General features: G+C 61.8%; 15 protein-coding genes. 12 read left to right on the top strand and 3 right to left on the bottom strand.

Translation table 11 applies throughout. The annotated features are described in order from the left end of the window. The first annotated feature begins 100 nt into the window (after window positions 1-100). From CKA38_RS07760 to CKA38_RS07770, 3 genes are all read left to right on the top strand, one after another. A complete protein-coding gene (locus CKA38_RS07760; RefSeq protein ID WP_108824960.1) occupies window positions 101-1,102 on the top strand; it encodes a DNA-directed RNA polymerase subunit alpha in 1,002 nt (333 codons plus the stop codon). A 209-nt stretch (window positions 1,103-1,311) separates the two neighbouring features. After that, complete coding sequence (gene rplQ / locus CKA38_RS07765; protein WP_108824961.1) at window positions 1,312-1,827, top strand: 50S ribosomal protein L17; 516 nt, start codon at window positions 1,312-1,314, stop codon at window positions 1,825-1,827. Between the two features lie 119 nt (window positions 1,828-1,946). Beyond that, a complete protein-coding gene (locus CKA38_RS07770) occupies window positions 1,947-2,822 on the top strand; it encodes a hypothetical protein (RefSeq protein WP_108824962.1) in 876 nt (291 codons plus the stop codon). Between the two features lie 90 nt (window positions 2,823-2,912). On the opposite strand, the gene maeA is transcribed toward CKA38_RS07770, so the two are convergent. After that, window positions 2,913-4,577, bottom strand: coding sequence for an NAD-dependent malic enzyme (gene maeA, locus CKA38_RS07775; RefSeq protein ID WP_108824963.1), 1,665 nt, complete (start codon window positions 4,575-4,577; stop codon window positions 2,913-2,915). Between the two features lie 195 nt (window positions 4,578-4,772). Here maeA and CKA38_RS07780 point away from each other — a divergent pair, with 195 nt between their 5' ends. From CKA38_RS07780 to folK, 7 genes are read left to right on the top strand one after another with little or no spacing between them, the layout of a single operon-like run. Then, a complete protein-coding gene (locus CKA38_RS07780) occupies window positions 4,773-5,954 on the top strand; it encodes a ribonuclease D (protein ID WP_108824964.1) in 1,182 nt (393 codons plus the stop codon). Further along, window positions 5,951-7,162, top strand: a complete 1,212-nt coding sequence (locus CKA38_RS07785) for an AMP-binding protein (protein WP_236919230.1) — start codon at window positions 5,951-5,953, stop codon at window positions 7,160-7,162. The genes CKA38_RS07780 and CKA38_RS07785 overlap by 4 nt, the downstream gene beginning before the upstream one ends. Window positions 7,163-7,188: 26 nt before the next feature. Then, window positions 7,189-7,587 carry a hypothetical protein gene (locus CKA38_RS16360; protein ID WP_236919232.1) on the top strand — a complete coding sequence of 133 codons (399 nt, stop codon included), beginning with the start codon at window positions 7,189-7,191 and terminating at the stop codon, window positions 7,585-7,587. Between the two features lie 42 nt (window positions 7,588-7,629). After that, window positions 7,630-8,661 carry an NAD-dependent epimerase/dehydratase family protein gene (locus CKA38_RS07790; protein WP_108824965.1) on the top strand — a complete coding sequence of 344 codons (1,032 nt, stop codon included), beginning with the start codon at window positions 7,630-7,632 and terminating at the stop codon, window positions 8,659-8,661. Then, the gene (gene folP, locus CKA38_RS07795; RefSeq protein WP_108824966.1) at window positions 8,658-9,536 is read left to right on the top strand and encodes a dihydropteroate synthase; all 879 of its coding nucleotides are present in this window, start codon (window positions 8,658-8,660) and stop codon (window positions 9,534-9,536) included. The genes CKA38_RS07790 and folP overlap by 4 nt, the downstream gene beginning before the upstream one ends. Next, the gene (gene folB, locus CKA38_RS07800; protein WP_108824967.1) at window positions 9,533-9,901 is read left to right on the top strand and encodes a dihydroneopterin aldolase; all 369 of its coding nucleotides are present in this window, start codon (window positions 9,533-9,535) and stop codon (window positions 9,899-9,901) included. The genes folP and folB overlap by 4 nt, the downstream gene beginning before the upstream one ends. Beyond that, on the top strand, window positions 9,898-10,416 hold the full coding sequence (gene folK / locus CKA38_RS07805; protein WP_108824968.1) for a 2-amino-4-hydroxy-6-hydroxymethyldihydropteridine diphosphokinase: 519 nt from the start codon (window positions 9,898-9,900) through the stop codon (window positions 10,414-10,416). The genes folB and folK overlap by 4 nt, the downstream gene beginning before the upstream one ends. Here folK and CKA38_RS07810 read toward each other — a convergent pair. After that, window positions 10,379-11,470 carry a quinone-dependent dihydroorotate dehydrogenase gene (locus CKA38_RS07810; RefSeq protein ID WP_108824969.1) on the bottom strand — a complete coding sequence of 364 codons (1,092 nt, stop codon included), beginning with the start codon at window positions 11,468-11,470 and terminating at the stop codon, window positions 10,379-10,381. The two genes, folK and CKA38_RS07810, sit on opposite strands and share 38 nt — an antisense overlap. A 253-nt stretch (window positions 11,471-11,723) precedes the next feature. Here CKA38_RS07810 and CKA38_RS07815 point away from each other — a divergent pair, with 253 nt between their 5' ends. Both CKA38_RS07815 and CKA38_RS07820 read left to right on the top strand, forming a co-directional pair. Further along, window positions 11,724-12,518 carry a hypothetical protein gene (locus CKA38_RS07815; protein ID WP_108824970.1) on the top strand — a complete coding sequence of 265 codons (795 nt, stop codon included), beginning with the start codon at window positions 11,724-11,726 and terminating at the stop codon, window positions 12,516-12,518. Between the two features lie 49 nt (window positions 12,519-12,567). Further along, window positions 12,568-13,173, top strand: coding sequence for a polysaccharide biosynthesis/export family protein (locus tag CKA38_RS07820; protein WP_108824971.1), 606 nt, complete (start codon window positions 12,568-12,570; stop codon window positions 13,171-13,173). A gap of 43 nt (window positions 13,174-13,216) precedes the next feature. On the opposite strand, the gene CKA38_RS07825 is transcribed toward CKA38_RS07820, so the two are convergent. Then, window positions 13,217-14,101 (bottom strand): bile acid:sodium symporter family protein, encoded by an 885-nt coding sequence (locus tag CKA38_RS07825; RefSeq protein ID WP_152032725.1) that lies wholly within the window; start codon window positions 14,099-14,101, stop codon window positions 13,217-13,219. Window positions 14,102-14,157 lie beyond the last annotated feature (56 nt).

The raw sequence follows: 14,157 nt of genomic DNA on the forward strand, positions 1-14,157 counted from the left end.
TTCGTAGGGGCGCGCCTCGCGCGCGCCCTCTTCCAATTCGAAACAGTCACAATTATTATCGCTTAACGCGCAACTGTCAGAAAACTTCCACATTCCCGCCATGCCAAAACGACTCGGAAAGTTCGAACTCCCCAGCAAACTCAGCAAAGTTGAGGAAGGCTCCACGCCCACCTACGCAAAATTCATCGCCGAACCATTCGAAGCAGGTTACGGCCACACCATCGGCAACTCCCTCCGTCGCGTCCTCCTGAGCTCCATTGAGGGCTCCGCCATCTCGTCCATCAAGATCGACGGCGTGAACCACGAATTCCAGAGCATCGACGGCGTCGTCGAGGACGTCACAGACATCGTCCTCAACCTCAAGAAAATCCTCATCGTCTCGGAAAAACGCGAACCCTTCTCCCTCCTCATCAAGGTGAGCCGCGAGGGTCCCGTCACCGCCGCCGACATTCAGGCCGACGCCAACGTCAAGATTGTCAACCCCGAGCAAGTCATCTGCACGCTCGACAAAAACAAAACCTTCGAGGCCGAGATCGAAATCAAGACCGGCCGCGGTTATTATCCCGGTGAGCAAAACAAGAAGGAGGAGCAAACCATCGGCGTCATTCCGATCGACTCGCTCTTCTCGCCCGTCAAGCTCGTCAAATACACCGTCGAGAACACCCGCGTCGGCCAGATCACCGACTACGACAAACTCATCCTTGAAGTCTGGACCGACGGCCGCATCACGCCGGACGACGCCCTCAAGCAATCATCCTCGATCCTCGCGCACCACCTCGACGTCTTCAACCGCGTCAGCAACGAGGAATACGCCTTCGAGACCCAAGCCAACGAAGTCAGCGAGGAGCAGAACAAGCTCCGCAAGCTGCTCAACATGTCGGTCAACGAAATCGAACTCTCCGTCCGCGCCGCGAACTGCCTCAACAACGCGAACATCACCACCGTCGGCGAACTCGCCATGAAGACCGAGCAGGAAATGCTCAAGTATCGCAACTTCGGCAAAAAGTCCCTCAACGAAATCAAGGACAAGCTCGAAGCCCTCGGCCTCTCCCTCGGCATGAAGTTCGACGAGCGCCTGCTCGACTCAAAGAAGGATCTCTGAGTCGAAGAGTGAGGAGCGAATGGTAAAGAGTGAAAACTGAGGGTGCTCCCGCGCCGCGCCGGTTTTCTTTTTTCACCTTTCACTCTTCACATTTCACCCTTCCCGCCGCTACGCGGCGGGGCTTCTCGCGCCGTCCGCTGCCGCCCAACGCTGCGACCGGAAAGCCGATCGGGAAGCACAACCAAAAACCAAATAAAAACTGAAATACAATGCGTCACAAAGTGCACAAATACGGACTCGGCATCACGCGCGAGCACCGCAAGGCAATGATGGCCAACATGGCCGCCTCGCTCATCAAGCATGAGCGCATCCAAACCACCCTCACCAAGGCCAAGGCCTTGCGTCCCTTCATCGAAAAAGTCATCACCAAGGCCAAGAAGGCCGGTGTTGCCAAGGACAAGAAGGACGCCATTCACCTGCGCCGTCTCGCCCTCGCGGACGTCCGCGACGAGAATGCAGTCACCAAGCTCTTCAACGAAACCTACAAGCAGTTTGCCGATCGCAGCGGCGGTTACACCCGCATCTACAAGCTCGGCCGCCGCGACAGCGACGCCGCCGAGATGGCTCTCATTGAGTTCGTGAAAGCCGACGATCCCGGCTACAAGAAGAACAAGAGCCGCGCCAAGAAGGCGAAGAAACCCGCCGCCGCCAAGCCCGCAGCGGAAGAAGCGGCGGCACCCGCCGAGGCTCCCACGCCCGCCGCGGAAGAGGAGAAAAAAGACTGATTTAGGTTGTATTCATTTATCACCCACAAGCCGCGAGCCGCAACGCTCGCGGTTTTTTATTTTGTCTGCGCCACCGCGTTCATGCGATTCTCCGCGCAGACAAAAATCCCATTCACGCCATGACCACCCCGAAACAATTCACCGCTATGGAAACCCGCGGCGCCGACGGCGCCTCCGGGCGCGTCTTCCGCAGCGCAAGAGCCTCCTCCTCCATCAGCCAGTCCGACGCGCAACAAAAGGCCGCCGCGCTCGCCCAAGCCGAGGCGAACAAGGCCGCCTCCGGCGGCGCTCACGCGCCCCATGAGCGCGAACGCTACCCCTACGGTGTGCGCGACCTGACCGAGCCCGTGCTCAAGCAACTTTACGCGGACGGATCACCGATCGCGCGCATCACCCGCAATGCCTACGGAGCCTCCGTGCTCAATGCAAACCGCGTGATGTTTGTGGATGTCGATTTTGAGCAGCAGGGCAGGGATCCAAGGACCGGGCAAATCGTGCAGTCCGTTGGCGGCACCACGCAGGCTGAGGCGTTAAGCGCGCTCGCCGATCTTCTGGCCGCGCGCCCCGATCTCGCCTTCCGTGTTTATTCGACCGCCGCCGGCCTTCGTTATCTTTGCACGAGCACGCTCTTTGACCCCGAGTCGCCCGAGAGCGAGGCCATTCTCACGCAGTTAAAATCCGACGCGCGTTATGTCCTGCTTTGCAGGAAACAAAAATGCTATCGCGCGCGGCTTAGCCCGAAACCCTGGCGCTGTTTCAAAAAAGTGCCGCTTTCGCCGGGGGAACAACAGGCGTCCGAATCGAGGGGATTCTTTTCGAGATTATTCTTCCCGGTGCCGCGCACCAAAACCCTTCGCAACCCGTCCGATTTCGCCACCTGCCGTCACATCGAAACCGTCGGCGCTGAAATCAAAACCATGCGGCCCGAGATTGCCGAAATCGTGCGCGTGCACGACGCCATGTGCGAGATTGAGACCACAAAGCCACTGGCTTGAACCCCGCGGTCCAAGTCATGGCGAAACTGTTTTGAGCCGCGGATAGTCCGCGGCTGTTTTGATTTCAGTGCGCAATTCAAAAAACGCGGCTCACTCAAATTCGCGATACGCCGGCTCATACATCTTGGCCTTGATGTCGGCTTCGATGTCGGCGGGGCGCGGCGTGGTGGCGAGGTTTTCGCGATGGGCTTCCTCGGCCACGGCCGCGGCGATTTTTGCGGAGACGTCGCGGATCTTGGTGAGCGCGGGATACACCCGGCCAAGGTCAAGGTCGGCTTGGGTCACTTGACCTGCGAGTGTTTCTGCGGCGGCGAGGAACATGCGGTCGGTCACTTCGCGCGCACCGCAGGCGAGCGCGCCCAGGCCGACGCCGGGGAAGATATACACATTGTTGCCCTGGCCGGGATGGTGCGTCTTGCCGTCAATGGTGACGGGATCAAAGGGGCTTCCACTCGCAAAGATCGCGCGGCCTTCCGTCCATTTGTAGGCGTCCTCCGCGGTGCATTCGGCGCGCGAGGTGGGATTTGAGAGGGCGAAGATAACCGGGCGCTTGTTGAGTTCGCCCATGCGGCGGATGATTTGCTCGGTGAAGGTGCGCGGCATGCCCGACACGCCGATGAGCGCGGTGGGTTTGACCGCCTCGACCGCCTCGGCGAGCGTGGCGACGGGCGCGTGGTCGTGCGCGAAGGGGAGCTTGTGGTGCGCGAGCGGTTTGCCGGGCCTGTTTTTCACGACGAGGCCTTGCGAATCGACATACCAGCAGCAGGCGCGCGCGTCGGCTTCGGAGAGGCCCGCCTTTTGCGCGGCGGCGGTGAAGAGCTCGCCGATGCCCGTGCCGGCCTCGCCCGCGCCGAGGAAGAGGAGGCGCTGGTCGGTGAGTTTTTTTCCGGTGAGTCGCAGCGATGCGATGAGGCCGCCAATGGCGACGGCGGCGGTGCCCTGGATGTCGTCGTTGAAGGAGAGGAGGTTTTTGCGATTTTCCTCGAGGAGGCGGAACGCGTTGGTGTTTCCGAAATCCTCCCATTGGAGGAGCGCTTTCGGATAGACGGTTTTCACGGCCTCGACGAACTCGCGCAGGAGCTCGTCGTATTCGGCGCCGCGCACGCGCTTTTGCTGGAGGCCGATGTAGAAGGGATCATCAAGGAGTTTCCCGTTGTCGGTGCCGACGTCGATCGTGATGGGCAGGCAGTAGCTCGGATGCACGCCGGCGCATGCGGTGTAAAGCGAGAGCTTGCCGACGGGGATGCCCATGCCGAGCGCGCCGAGGTCGCCGAGTCCGAGGATGCGCTCGCCGTCGGTGACGACGATCATGCGCACGTCGGCGATCGGCCAGTTGCGCAGCACTTCGGCGACGCGGCCTTTTTCGCGCAGGCTGATGAAGAGGCCGCGCGGGCGGCGGAAAATGGAGCCGTATTCGAGGCACGCCTGGCCGACGGTGGGCGTGTAAACGAGAGGCATGGTTTCCTCGATGTTGTCCTGGAGCAGGCGGTAGTAGAGCGTTTCGTTGCGCGTCTGGAGCGTGGTGAGGAAGATGTATTTTTCGAGCGCGTCGGGTTTGCGGCGCATGTTGCCGAGGGCGCGCCGCATTTGCTCCTCGAGGCTGAACGCCCGCGGGGGCAGCAGCCCGCGCAACCCCAACGCGTCGCGTTCGCGTTCCGAGAAACAGGTGCCCTTGTTGAGGGCGGGATTGGTCATGAGCGCGTAGCCGTGCGGCATCGGGCTGACTCCGTTGGCGCTGAGTTGTTCAGAGTGCATTTGTGTTGATGATGGTGTTTACGCTTTTGCTGAAATGTGAAACGAATCTTTCACAGCAGACATTTCGAGAGGACGGGCCGTCAAACGCAAGCGGTTTTGCACACGTGTTTTTTTGCGATATTTTCCCCGCGGCTCATTTCTTTCAGTCTTTCCGTTTCGGGATGTTTGTGTTTCCTGTGACATTTCTTTTCGCCGATGCCAGACACGCCCGAATACCAACTCATTGATCAAGCAGGCCAGCTTGCGCCTTTGCTTGAGGCGCTTGACCGCGTGGACGAGGTCTTTCTCGATACCGAGGCGGACAATCTTTATCACTACCGCACGCGGCTCTGCCTGCTGCAGTTCAATGTGGAGGGGAGATTTTTCCTCGTGGACGCGCTGGCCGGGCTCGACTTTTCGCCATTGTGGCAGCGGCTCGCGGGCAAGCATCTCGTCATGCACGGCAGCGATTTCGACTTGCGGCTGCTGGCCGACCTGTGCGGGTTTCGCGCGCGCAGTCTTTTCGACACGATGCTTGCGGCGCAGCTGCTCAACCGCCGGCGCATCGGGCTCGCCGCGCTGCTCGAGGAGCACTACGGCGTCGCGCTCGACAAGGATTCCCAAACGGCCAACTGGTCCCAGCGCCCGCTCACGCCGCGCCTGCTCGATTACGCCGCACTCGATGTGTATTATTTGCCCGCGCTGCGCGACCAGCTGACATCGGAGCTGGATGCGCTTGGCCGCCTCGACTGGCTGCGCCAGCAATGCGACCGCCAAATCGAATCCGGCGCGACCGGGTTTCCTCCCGACGACGAAAACGACTGGCGCATCGGCCGCTCCGAACGCCTGCGCCCGCACGGTCTCGCGGTGTTGCACGCGCTCTGGCACTGGCGCGAAAACTGGGCCCGCAAGCTCGACACGCCGCCGTTCAAGGTCACGAGCAACGACCTGCTTCTCAAAATCGCCGAGGGCGCCGACCACGGCCTGTCCGCCCGCTCTCTCATGGAGACGATCAAGCTCGGGCGCCGCCACGACCGTCTCGCGCCAAGCCTGCGGGCTGCGATTGAGGCCGGGCTTTCGCGCGACCCGCACACGCTCCCGCGCCGTCGCGGCCGCGATCCGAACATCCTTCCGCTCACGGCCGCCGAGCTCGCCGTGCAGGATGCGATCAAGGCCGAGCGTGATTTCATCGCGCAAAAAATTCAGCTCGACCCGACGCTTATCGCCAACCGCGCGCAGCTCGCCCAGATCGCCCGCATTCCCGACAAACCCGGCGAGGTGCTCCTGCCCTGGCAGGTCGAATTGCTCGCGCGCGGCAAAAAGGAAAAACGCGAGGCGGACAACCTCGCTCGCGAAACCGCCGCCGAGCCGTCGCGCGGCGAGGGTGTTGCTGAATGAACATCGCGCGGCACCTCACCATCATGGCGAAGGCGCGGCCGGACGCGGTTGCGGTAAAAGTGCCGCGCGGACGCGTTCACGATGCCGCCGGCGAGAAAATAGATTATCTCACGCTTACGTTTACCGATCTCCATGCCGAGGTCGGCGCGTGGGAGGCCAACCTCGTCAAACGCGGCGTGCGCGAGGGCGATCGCGTGCTAGTGATGGTGCGCCAGGGGCTGCCGCTCATCGCGGCGGTGTTCGCGCTTTTCAGAATGGGCGCGGTGCCCGTGATCATTGACCCGGGCATGGGCATGAGAAGTTTTTTGCGTTGCGTCGCGCACTCGCGCCCGCGCGTGCTGCTCGGCATTCCGGTCGCGCGATTTCTCAGCCGCGTGTGTCGTCGCGCGTTTCGCTCCGTCGAAATACGGGTGCCCGCAAGCAGTTCTCCGCTCGCGCGGATGAACGCCCAAAATCCAGAATCTAAAATCCAGAATAACACGGAGGTTTCCAACAACGGCCTCGCCGCGATTCTCTTCACCTCCGGTTCCACCGGCGCGCCAAAGGGCGTCTGCTACAAACACGAAATGTTTGAGGCGCAGGTGCGCTCGATTCGCGACACCTACGAAATCGAGCCCGGCGAGGGCGACTTGTCGATGCTGCCGGTCTTCGCGCTTTTTTCCCCCGCGCTCGGCATGACGACCATCGTGCCCGAGATCGACCCGAGCCGCCCCGCGACGCTTGATCCCTCAAAAATCGTGCGCGCCATCCAGCAGGAAAATGTGAACAATTCCTTCGGCTCGCCGACGCTCTGGAACAAAATCGCCGACTACTGCATTGCGAACAACATCACGCTCCCGAGCATGAAACGCGTGCTCTGCGCCGGTGCCCCCGTGCCCGCCGCGCTTTGGGAAAAGGCGCGAAAAATTCTCCCAAACGGAAAACTCCACAGCCCCTACGGAGCGACCGAGTGCCTGCCCGTGAGCAACGTCAACGGCGACGAAATACTCGAGGCGGCGCGGGAGTCCCGCCCGTGTTCCGGCGCTTGCGTGGGCCGCGCCACGCCGGAAATCCAAATCAAAATAATCGCCATCAGCGACGCGCCCATTGCCGCGCTCGCCGACGCGCGCGAGCTCCCGCCCGGCGAGATCGGCGAGATCATTGTCACCGGCCCCGCGGTTACGCGCGAGTATGACGACCTCCCCCCGCCACCGCCGCGGCAAAAATAAAGTCCGGCGACACCATCTGGCACCGCATGGGCGACACCGGGTGTCTCGACACGGATGGACGCCTGTGGTTTTGCGGACGCAAGGCCGAACGCGTTGAGACTGCCGCCGGGCCGCTTTACACGGAACCATGCGAGCAAGTTTTTCGCGCGCATCCGCAGGTCGCGCGCTGCGCGCTCATTGGGCTTGGCGCGCGCGGTTCGCAAACTCCCGCGATCATTGTTCAGCCATCATCCAAACATTTCGACCGGGTCAAACTCGCCTCCGAACTTCGCGCGCTTGCCCTCGCGCAGCCGCACACGGCGGGGATCACGCACTTCTTCCATCATCCGAAGTTTCCCGTGGACGTGCGCCACAACGCCAAAATCCACCGCCTCACGCTCGCGGCTTGGGCCGCGAGCGGAAAGTCTGAAGAACTGAAAAGCTGAAGGGCTGAAAGACAGACCGCCCTGACAAACTTCCCGCGACCGATGCCTTCTTCCGATTCAGCTATTCAACCACTCAGCCATTCAGCCCATTCTTTCCCCGTGCTTGTCACGGGCGGCACGGGGTTTCTCGGGCGGCACATTGTCGGGCGCCTTCTCGCGCAGGGGCGTCCGGTCACCGTGCTGGCGCGACGGGTTGCGGACGATCTTGTGGCGCGCGGCGCGCGCTTTATCGCCGCATCGCTTGACGACGCCGGCGCGCTTCGCGACGCGTGCGCGGGCGTTCACACGGTTTTTCATGTCGCCGCCAAGGTTGGCGTGTGGGGGCGCTACGATGATTTTTATCGCGCCAACGTGATCGGCACGCGCACGCTGCTGGCGAGCGCGCGCGAGCACGGCGTGCGTTGTTTTGTGCACACGAGCACGCCGAGCGTGGTTTACAACGGCCTCGACCTCGCCGGCGCCGACGAATCGCTGCCGCTTACCACGCGCTGCCCAAGCGCGTATCCGCTCACCAAGGCAATCGCCGAGCGCGAGGTGCTGGCGGCGAATTCGCCCGGGCTGAGAACCGTCGCGTTGCGTCCGCATTTGATTTGGGGCAACGACGACCCGCATCTCATCCCGCGCGTGCTCGCGCAGGCGCGCGGCGGACGCCTCCGCATCGTTGGCGACGGGCGCAATCGTGTGGACATGGTGCATGTTGAAAACGCAACCGACGCGCACCTGCTCGCCGAAACCAATATCGGGCAATGCGCGGGCCGCGCCTATTTCATTACCAACAACGAGCCCGTCGTGCTTTGGGAGTGGATCAATAACCTGCTCGTTTCGCTCGGCGAACGTCCGGTTGGGAAACGCATTTCGTTGAGAGCCGCGTCCGCCATTGGCGCGTGTTGCGAGGCCGCGTGGCGCGTGCTGCCGTTGCGCGGCGAGCCGCCCATGACGCGCTTTGTGGCCTCGGAGCTCGCCAAGGACCACTGGTTCAACGCAACCGCGTCGTATCGGGATATTGGATACTCACCGCGCGTCAGCATGGCCGGGGGAACGGCGGCGCTCATCGAAAGTTTGAAGGCGAAATGAAGGCCGCGACTCATCCTCATAAGCTCCAATGGCGAAGCCCTCACGGCCGCGCGCTGCCGGACGGCGAGCGCACGCTCATCATGGGGATTCTCAACGTGACGCCCGACTCGTTTTCCGACGGTGGAAAATTCATCGGCGCGCAGGCGGCGCTTGAGCGCGCGGGCGCGATGCTCGCGGGGGGCGCGGATGTGATCGACATCGGCGGCGAGTCCACGCGCCCCGGCCACGCGCCCGTGAGCGAGGCGGCGGAAATTGATCGCATTCTTCCCGTAATTGAGGCGGTGCGCGGTGCGTTTCCCGAGGCGGCGATTTCCGTGGACACCTACAAGGCGGGTGTCGCGCGCGCGGCGGTGCGCGGCGGCGCCGACATTATCAACGATGTTTGGGGCGGGCGTTTCGAGGGCGAAAACATGGCGCGGGCGGCCGCCGATCTTCGCTGTCCGATCATCCTGATGCACAACCGGCCCGCGTCCGATTACACGGATTTTTGGCCCGACGTGATTGCCGATTTGCGAGCTTCGATCGACACCATGCTCGGGGCGGGAGTTGAGGCGGGGCAGATATGGACTGATCCGGGTTTTGGTTTTGCAAAGAATGTCGCGCAGAACCTTGAAGTGCTGAAACACCTTTCTTGCATCGTTGACCTTGGGCATCCGGTGTTGCTCGCCACGTCGCGCAAATCGACAATCGGCAGTGTATTGAAAAAACGGATACCAACCGAGCGCGAGGACGGCACGGCGGCGACACTCGTGTGGGGCGTCCAGCAGGGCGCGCGCATGGTGCGCGTGCACGATGTGGCGCGCATGCGCCCCTTCGTTGAGATGGCCGACGCGATCCGCGCGGGCGCGGAATGGACGGAGGTTGAAAAATCATGAGCACCGATTCCATCACACTTTCCCGAATGCGTTTTCACTCGTGCCACGGCGCGCTGCCGGAGGAAAAAACACGGCCGCAACCATGGGAGGTGACCGTCACGCTCGAACTGCCGCTCGACGAGGCCGGACGCACGGACGACCTGGAAAAAACTATCGACTACCGGCGCATCCACGAGGCCGCGCGCGCGGTGATGGAGGGGCCGCCGGTCAATCTTGTCGAGACGCTTGCCTGCCGCATTGCGGAGGATTTGTTGCGCGCGTTTGCGCAAGTGCGCGCCGTGAGTGTTGACGTGACCAAGTTAAAGCCACCGGTGGATTTTGATTTCGACGGACTGAAAGCGCGGGTGCGCAGGGAGCGCAAATGAGCGGTTGTGTCGCCTACATCAGCGCGGGTTCGAATCTAGGTGATCGCGAGGCGACACTGCGTGGCGCGTTGCGCGCGCTTGGCGATGCGGCTGATGTGCGTGTCGATGCGGTGTCGGTGATTTATGAAACCGATCCGGTTGGCGGCGTGGAACAGCCTGCGTATTTGAATCTGGCGGCGAGGCTGGGTGTTGGGCGGTCCGTTTCACCCGAGGCGTTGCTCGGTGAAATGCAGCGGATTGAGCACGCGTTTGGGCGGCGGCGTGAAAACGAAGTGCGCTGGGGGCCGCGCACGCTCGACCTGGATTTGCTTTTGTTTGGCGACGTAGAGCGCGCGTCGGAAACGCTCGCGCTGCCTCATCCGCGCATGTGGGAGCGCGCGTTTGTTTTGATTCCGTTGCGCGAGGTGGCGGAGGTAGGCTTGCTCGGAAAACTGGATCAGCTTTCAATGACTGATCCGTCGGTGAGGTTGTTTTCCGTCAATACCCGCGGGTGGGGCGGAGCTGGCGGGCGCTGAGTTCGCGGGCGAGTTCGCGGGCGAAGAAGGGGCCGCGATAGATCATGCCGGTGTAGATTTGCACGAGGGTCGCGCCGGCATCGAGTTTTTCGCCCGCGTCCCCGGAGGTGTGGATTCCGCCCACGCCGATGATCGGCAGCCTGCCGTTTGTTGCGCGAGAAATGTAGCGAATGATTTCGGTCGATTTTTTTGTCAGGGGCTTGCCGCTGAGTCCGCCGGTTTGGTCGATGTTTTCAAAATAGCCGGGGCGGGCGAGGGTGGTGTTGGTGGCGATGATGCCGTCGAAGTGGTTTGCCTCGAGCTGCTCGAGGACGGCGTCGATTTGCGGGTAGGTGAGATCGGGGGCGATTTTCAGGAGCAGGGGCACTCGTGTTTTGGCGTTGCCCGCCGCGTCTTTTTGCGAGGCGCGGTCGCGGTTGGCGGCGTCGAGCGCGGCGAGGAGCTCGGAGAGGCGCTGCTCATCCTGGAGCTTGCGGAGGTCGGGGGTGTTCGGGCTGCTGACGTTGAGCACGAGATAGTCGGCGTGGTCGGCGAGGAGCGAAAAGCTGGTGAGGTAATCCTCGACGGCTTTTTCGAGCGGGGTGACTTTTGATTTGCCGATGTTGATGCCGAGAGGGATGCGGCGTTTGCCTCGCTTGGGCATTTTTGCGAGGCGCTTGGCGACGGTTTCGGCGCCTTCGTTGTTAAAGCCCATGCGGTTGATGACCGCCTCCTCGCTCGGGTAGCGGAAGGCGCGGGGCTTGGGATTGCCGGGCTGGGCGAGGGCGGTGATGGTGCCGATTTCGATGTGGCCGAAACCGAGCGCGGCGGCGGCGGGCCAGGCCGTGGCGTGTTTGTCGAAGCCGGCGGCGAGACCGACGGCGTTGGGAAATTTCAGGCCGAACGCCTCGATGGGACGCGCGGCGGCGGGGAGGCGTCCGCAGCGCTCCATGACGCGGCAGACAGGGGGCATCCAGCCGAGGGCGGTCATGCCAAAAGCGCCGAGGTTGTGCGCGAGCTCGCAGTCGAGCTTGAAGAAGATCGGGCGCAGGACGCGTTCATAAAAATAATCCATGTATGCAAGACGTTGGTATTTGCCGGAAATAAATCAAGCGCGGCTCGCCGAAATGCCGTTGTTTTTCACACAAGATTGACGGGGCGCAATATCTTGAATTTTGGGCTTGTTTTTCACTTATGCCCTTTCACGCTCCGCCTCGTTTTGGAGAAACAGGAGGTTTTGGGTGGAAAAATCCGGGTGCGATGATTCCTGGGTTGACTCGACCAATCCCTGCTCTTTTTCCTCCCGAAAATTATCACGCAAACATACCATGGCAAAATCCTCTAAAAGTCTCGATTGGTGCATAGTCCGTCTTGGCGATGATCACAACTGGTGGGTCGAAGAAGTCAGCGATCCAGTCCGTTGGGATGTCGACGGGTTGAGCATCGTTGACCCCCGGCAGCTCGATTATCTGACCGATCTGGTCGAAGCATTGCGCGATTACGGTTTTGACCAGGACATCATGGAGGCGGCGTTCATCCCGTTCCGCATCGAAAAGGACTTGGGCGAAGGTCGCGTGCGCCTGCGCCGCGTGAAGGATTCCATCTTTGACTCCGACGAAAAACTTTTTGCGCTCGCCGACACGATCGACGACGAAAACGGCCCCTACGCCGACCTGCTCGACCATATCACGCGCTGCCGCGTGAAAATGCTCAACGACCTGTTCAACTTCGAGGCGAAGCTCACCGTTGACGAGGTCGAGGAGGAAATCCGCGAGGACCAAAACGCCTCGTTCATCGAGGGCCGGGCGATCCACACATTCGACGAGCTTGCCGCGATTCTCGAATACGTTCCCGCGGGCTGGGACACCGACGAGGAGCGTCCCGCCACCAAGGAGGACGACGAGGCCGCCGACGCCGACCTCCCCGAGCTCGACGAGGAGGAGGAGGAAAAACTCAAGAACGACCAGTCCCTCAAGTGGGACGAGGACGAGGAAGAGGAGTCGGAGGACGGCGAAATCGAAGGCGGCGACGGTGGCGAGGGTTTCGACATCGAAGCCGGCGACGATGATGATGACGACGAGGAAGACACCAAGCCGAAGCGTCGCAGCCGGGGAAAACGTTGAATCGACACGCGCCGTTTAAATCGGAAATAATGCGTTAAATTTCCTTCCGATGTTAAACACACTCCGGCAACTCCTCCTTTCCCTGATCGCCCTCGCGATGGTTTTCGCGCTTGCCGGTTGCAAGACACCCAAGGGCGCCGACGGGCAGCGGCACAATCCCGTCCTGCCCGACGCCGAAAACGTCGCGGTGCTCCGCCCCGGCGACAACCTCGTGGTCACGCTTCAGGGCATTCCCGACCCGAGCAGCAACCAGCTCCAGATCGACGACCAGGGGTTGATTTCGCTGCCGTATATCGGCGCGATCACCGCCTCGGGCGAAACGGCGGCGGTGCTTGCGCAAAGAATCCGCGAGAATTACCTCGATAAAAAAATCTACAACGCGGTCGATGTCTCGGTGACTGCGACCGAGCGTTACGTGTATGTCGGCGGCGAAGTGGCGCGGCCCGGCCGCGTGGTCTGGGCGCCCGACTTGACGGTGACGAAGGCGGTTCAGGCCGCGGGCGGCTTTGCGATTTACGCGAAACAAACCCGCGTCTCGCTCGCCCGCGCCGGCAAGTCCTACGCAATCGACGCGGAGCTCGCCGAGCGAAATCCCGCCGAGGATCCGCGGATGCTGCCCGGCGATTCGTTGCACGTGCCCAAGTCGGCGTTCTAAAAAACGGCAGCGCCAGTGTGAGGCGCGGCGATTCAGGCCGCCCCTATTTTTTCCTTCCGTGCCGGTGCAGCTGCCACGAGTTCCAGAGGTTGTGCCAGATCACATAAAAAGTCGGCCCGAGCGCGATCAGCGGATTCGCGTAGGTCATGGCCAGGTAGATTGTGAAGTTGTTGTTTTTCTGGCCGAGCGCCTGGCTCGCCTCCCGCGCAAATGTGCGTCCGCCGATCAATCTTCCGATTGCGAAACTCATCGCGCACACGACCAGTGAAACCGCGGCGATTTTCAGCAGCAGCACACCCGGCGCGTCGCTCATTTCGTAACGTAAAAAATGGCTCGTCTTCGCCATGATCAGGAACAACGCGAGCACCCACGCGAAGAACGACGCGTTTTTTGCGCGGCCCGGCCATGTCGTTACCGCCGGATAAACACGCCGCAAAATCACCGCCACCAAAAGCGGCAGGAAAACCAGCAGCAACACACTCAATGCAATGTCGAGCGACGCCGCGGGTGTCGCGTGGCCGAGCGCGAGCGGCATTAAAAACGGCATGAGCGCGGAGATGATTGGGTTCGTGAGCATGAACGTCGTGACCACATAATCGACGCGCCCGTCGAGAAATCCCGTGATCACCGCCGCCGCGGTCGCCGTGGGGCCGATTCCCGCGAAGAAACCCGCGACTGCGATGTCGCGCCCTCCGGCCGCCCAGCCGATCGCAAACCCGACCCCGCCCATCAACACATTGGCCAGCACCAGCCAGAAGTGCGAACGCTGAAACGATTCCCGCGAAAACTTCGTGCCGAGAAAAACGACAAACAACATTCCCACGATCAGCCACGGAATGAGAAACGCGAGCGCCCGCGCCCACGGGCAAAGCGCCCCCGCGATGATGGCGGCCAGCAAGGCGAATGTTCTGAGAAATCCCGGTTTCACGATTTGAGAAGCGACGATGCAATTGACTCGTTCACGCTCGCACGCCCCGCGCCGCG

The sequence above is a fragment of the Ereboglobus luteus genome (assembly GCF_003096195.1).
GTDB lineage: Bacteria > Verrucomicrobiota > Verrucomicrobiia > Opitutales > Opitutaceae > Ereboglobus > Ereboglobus luteus.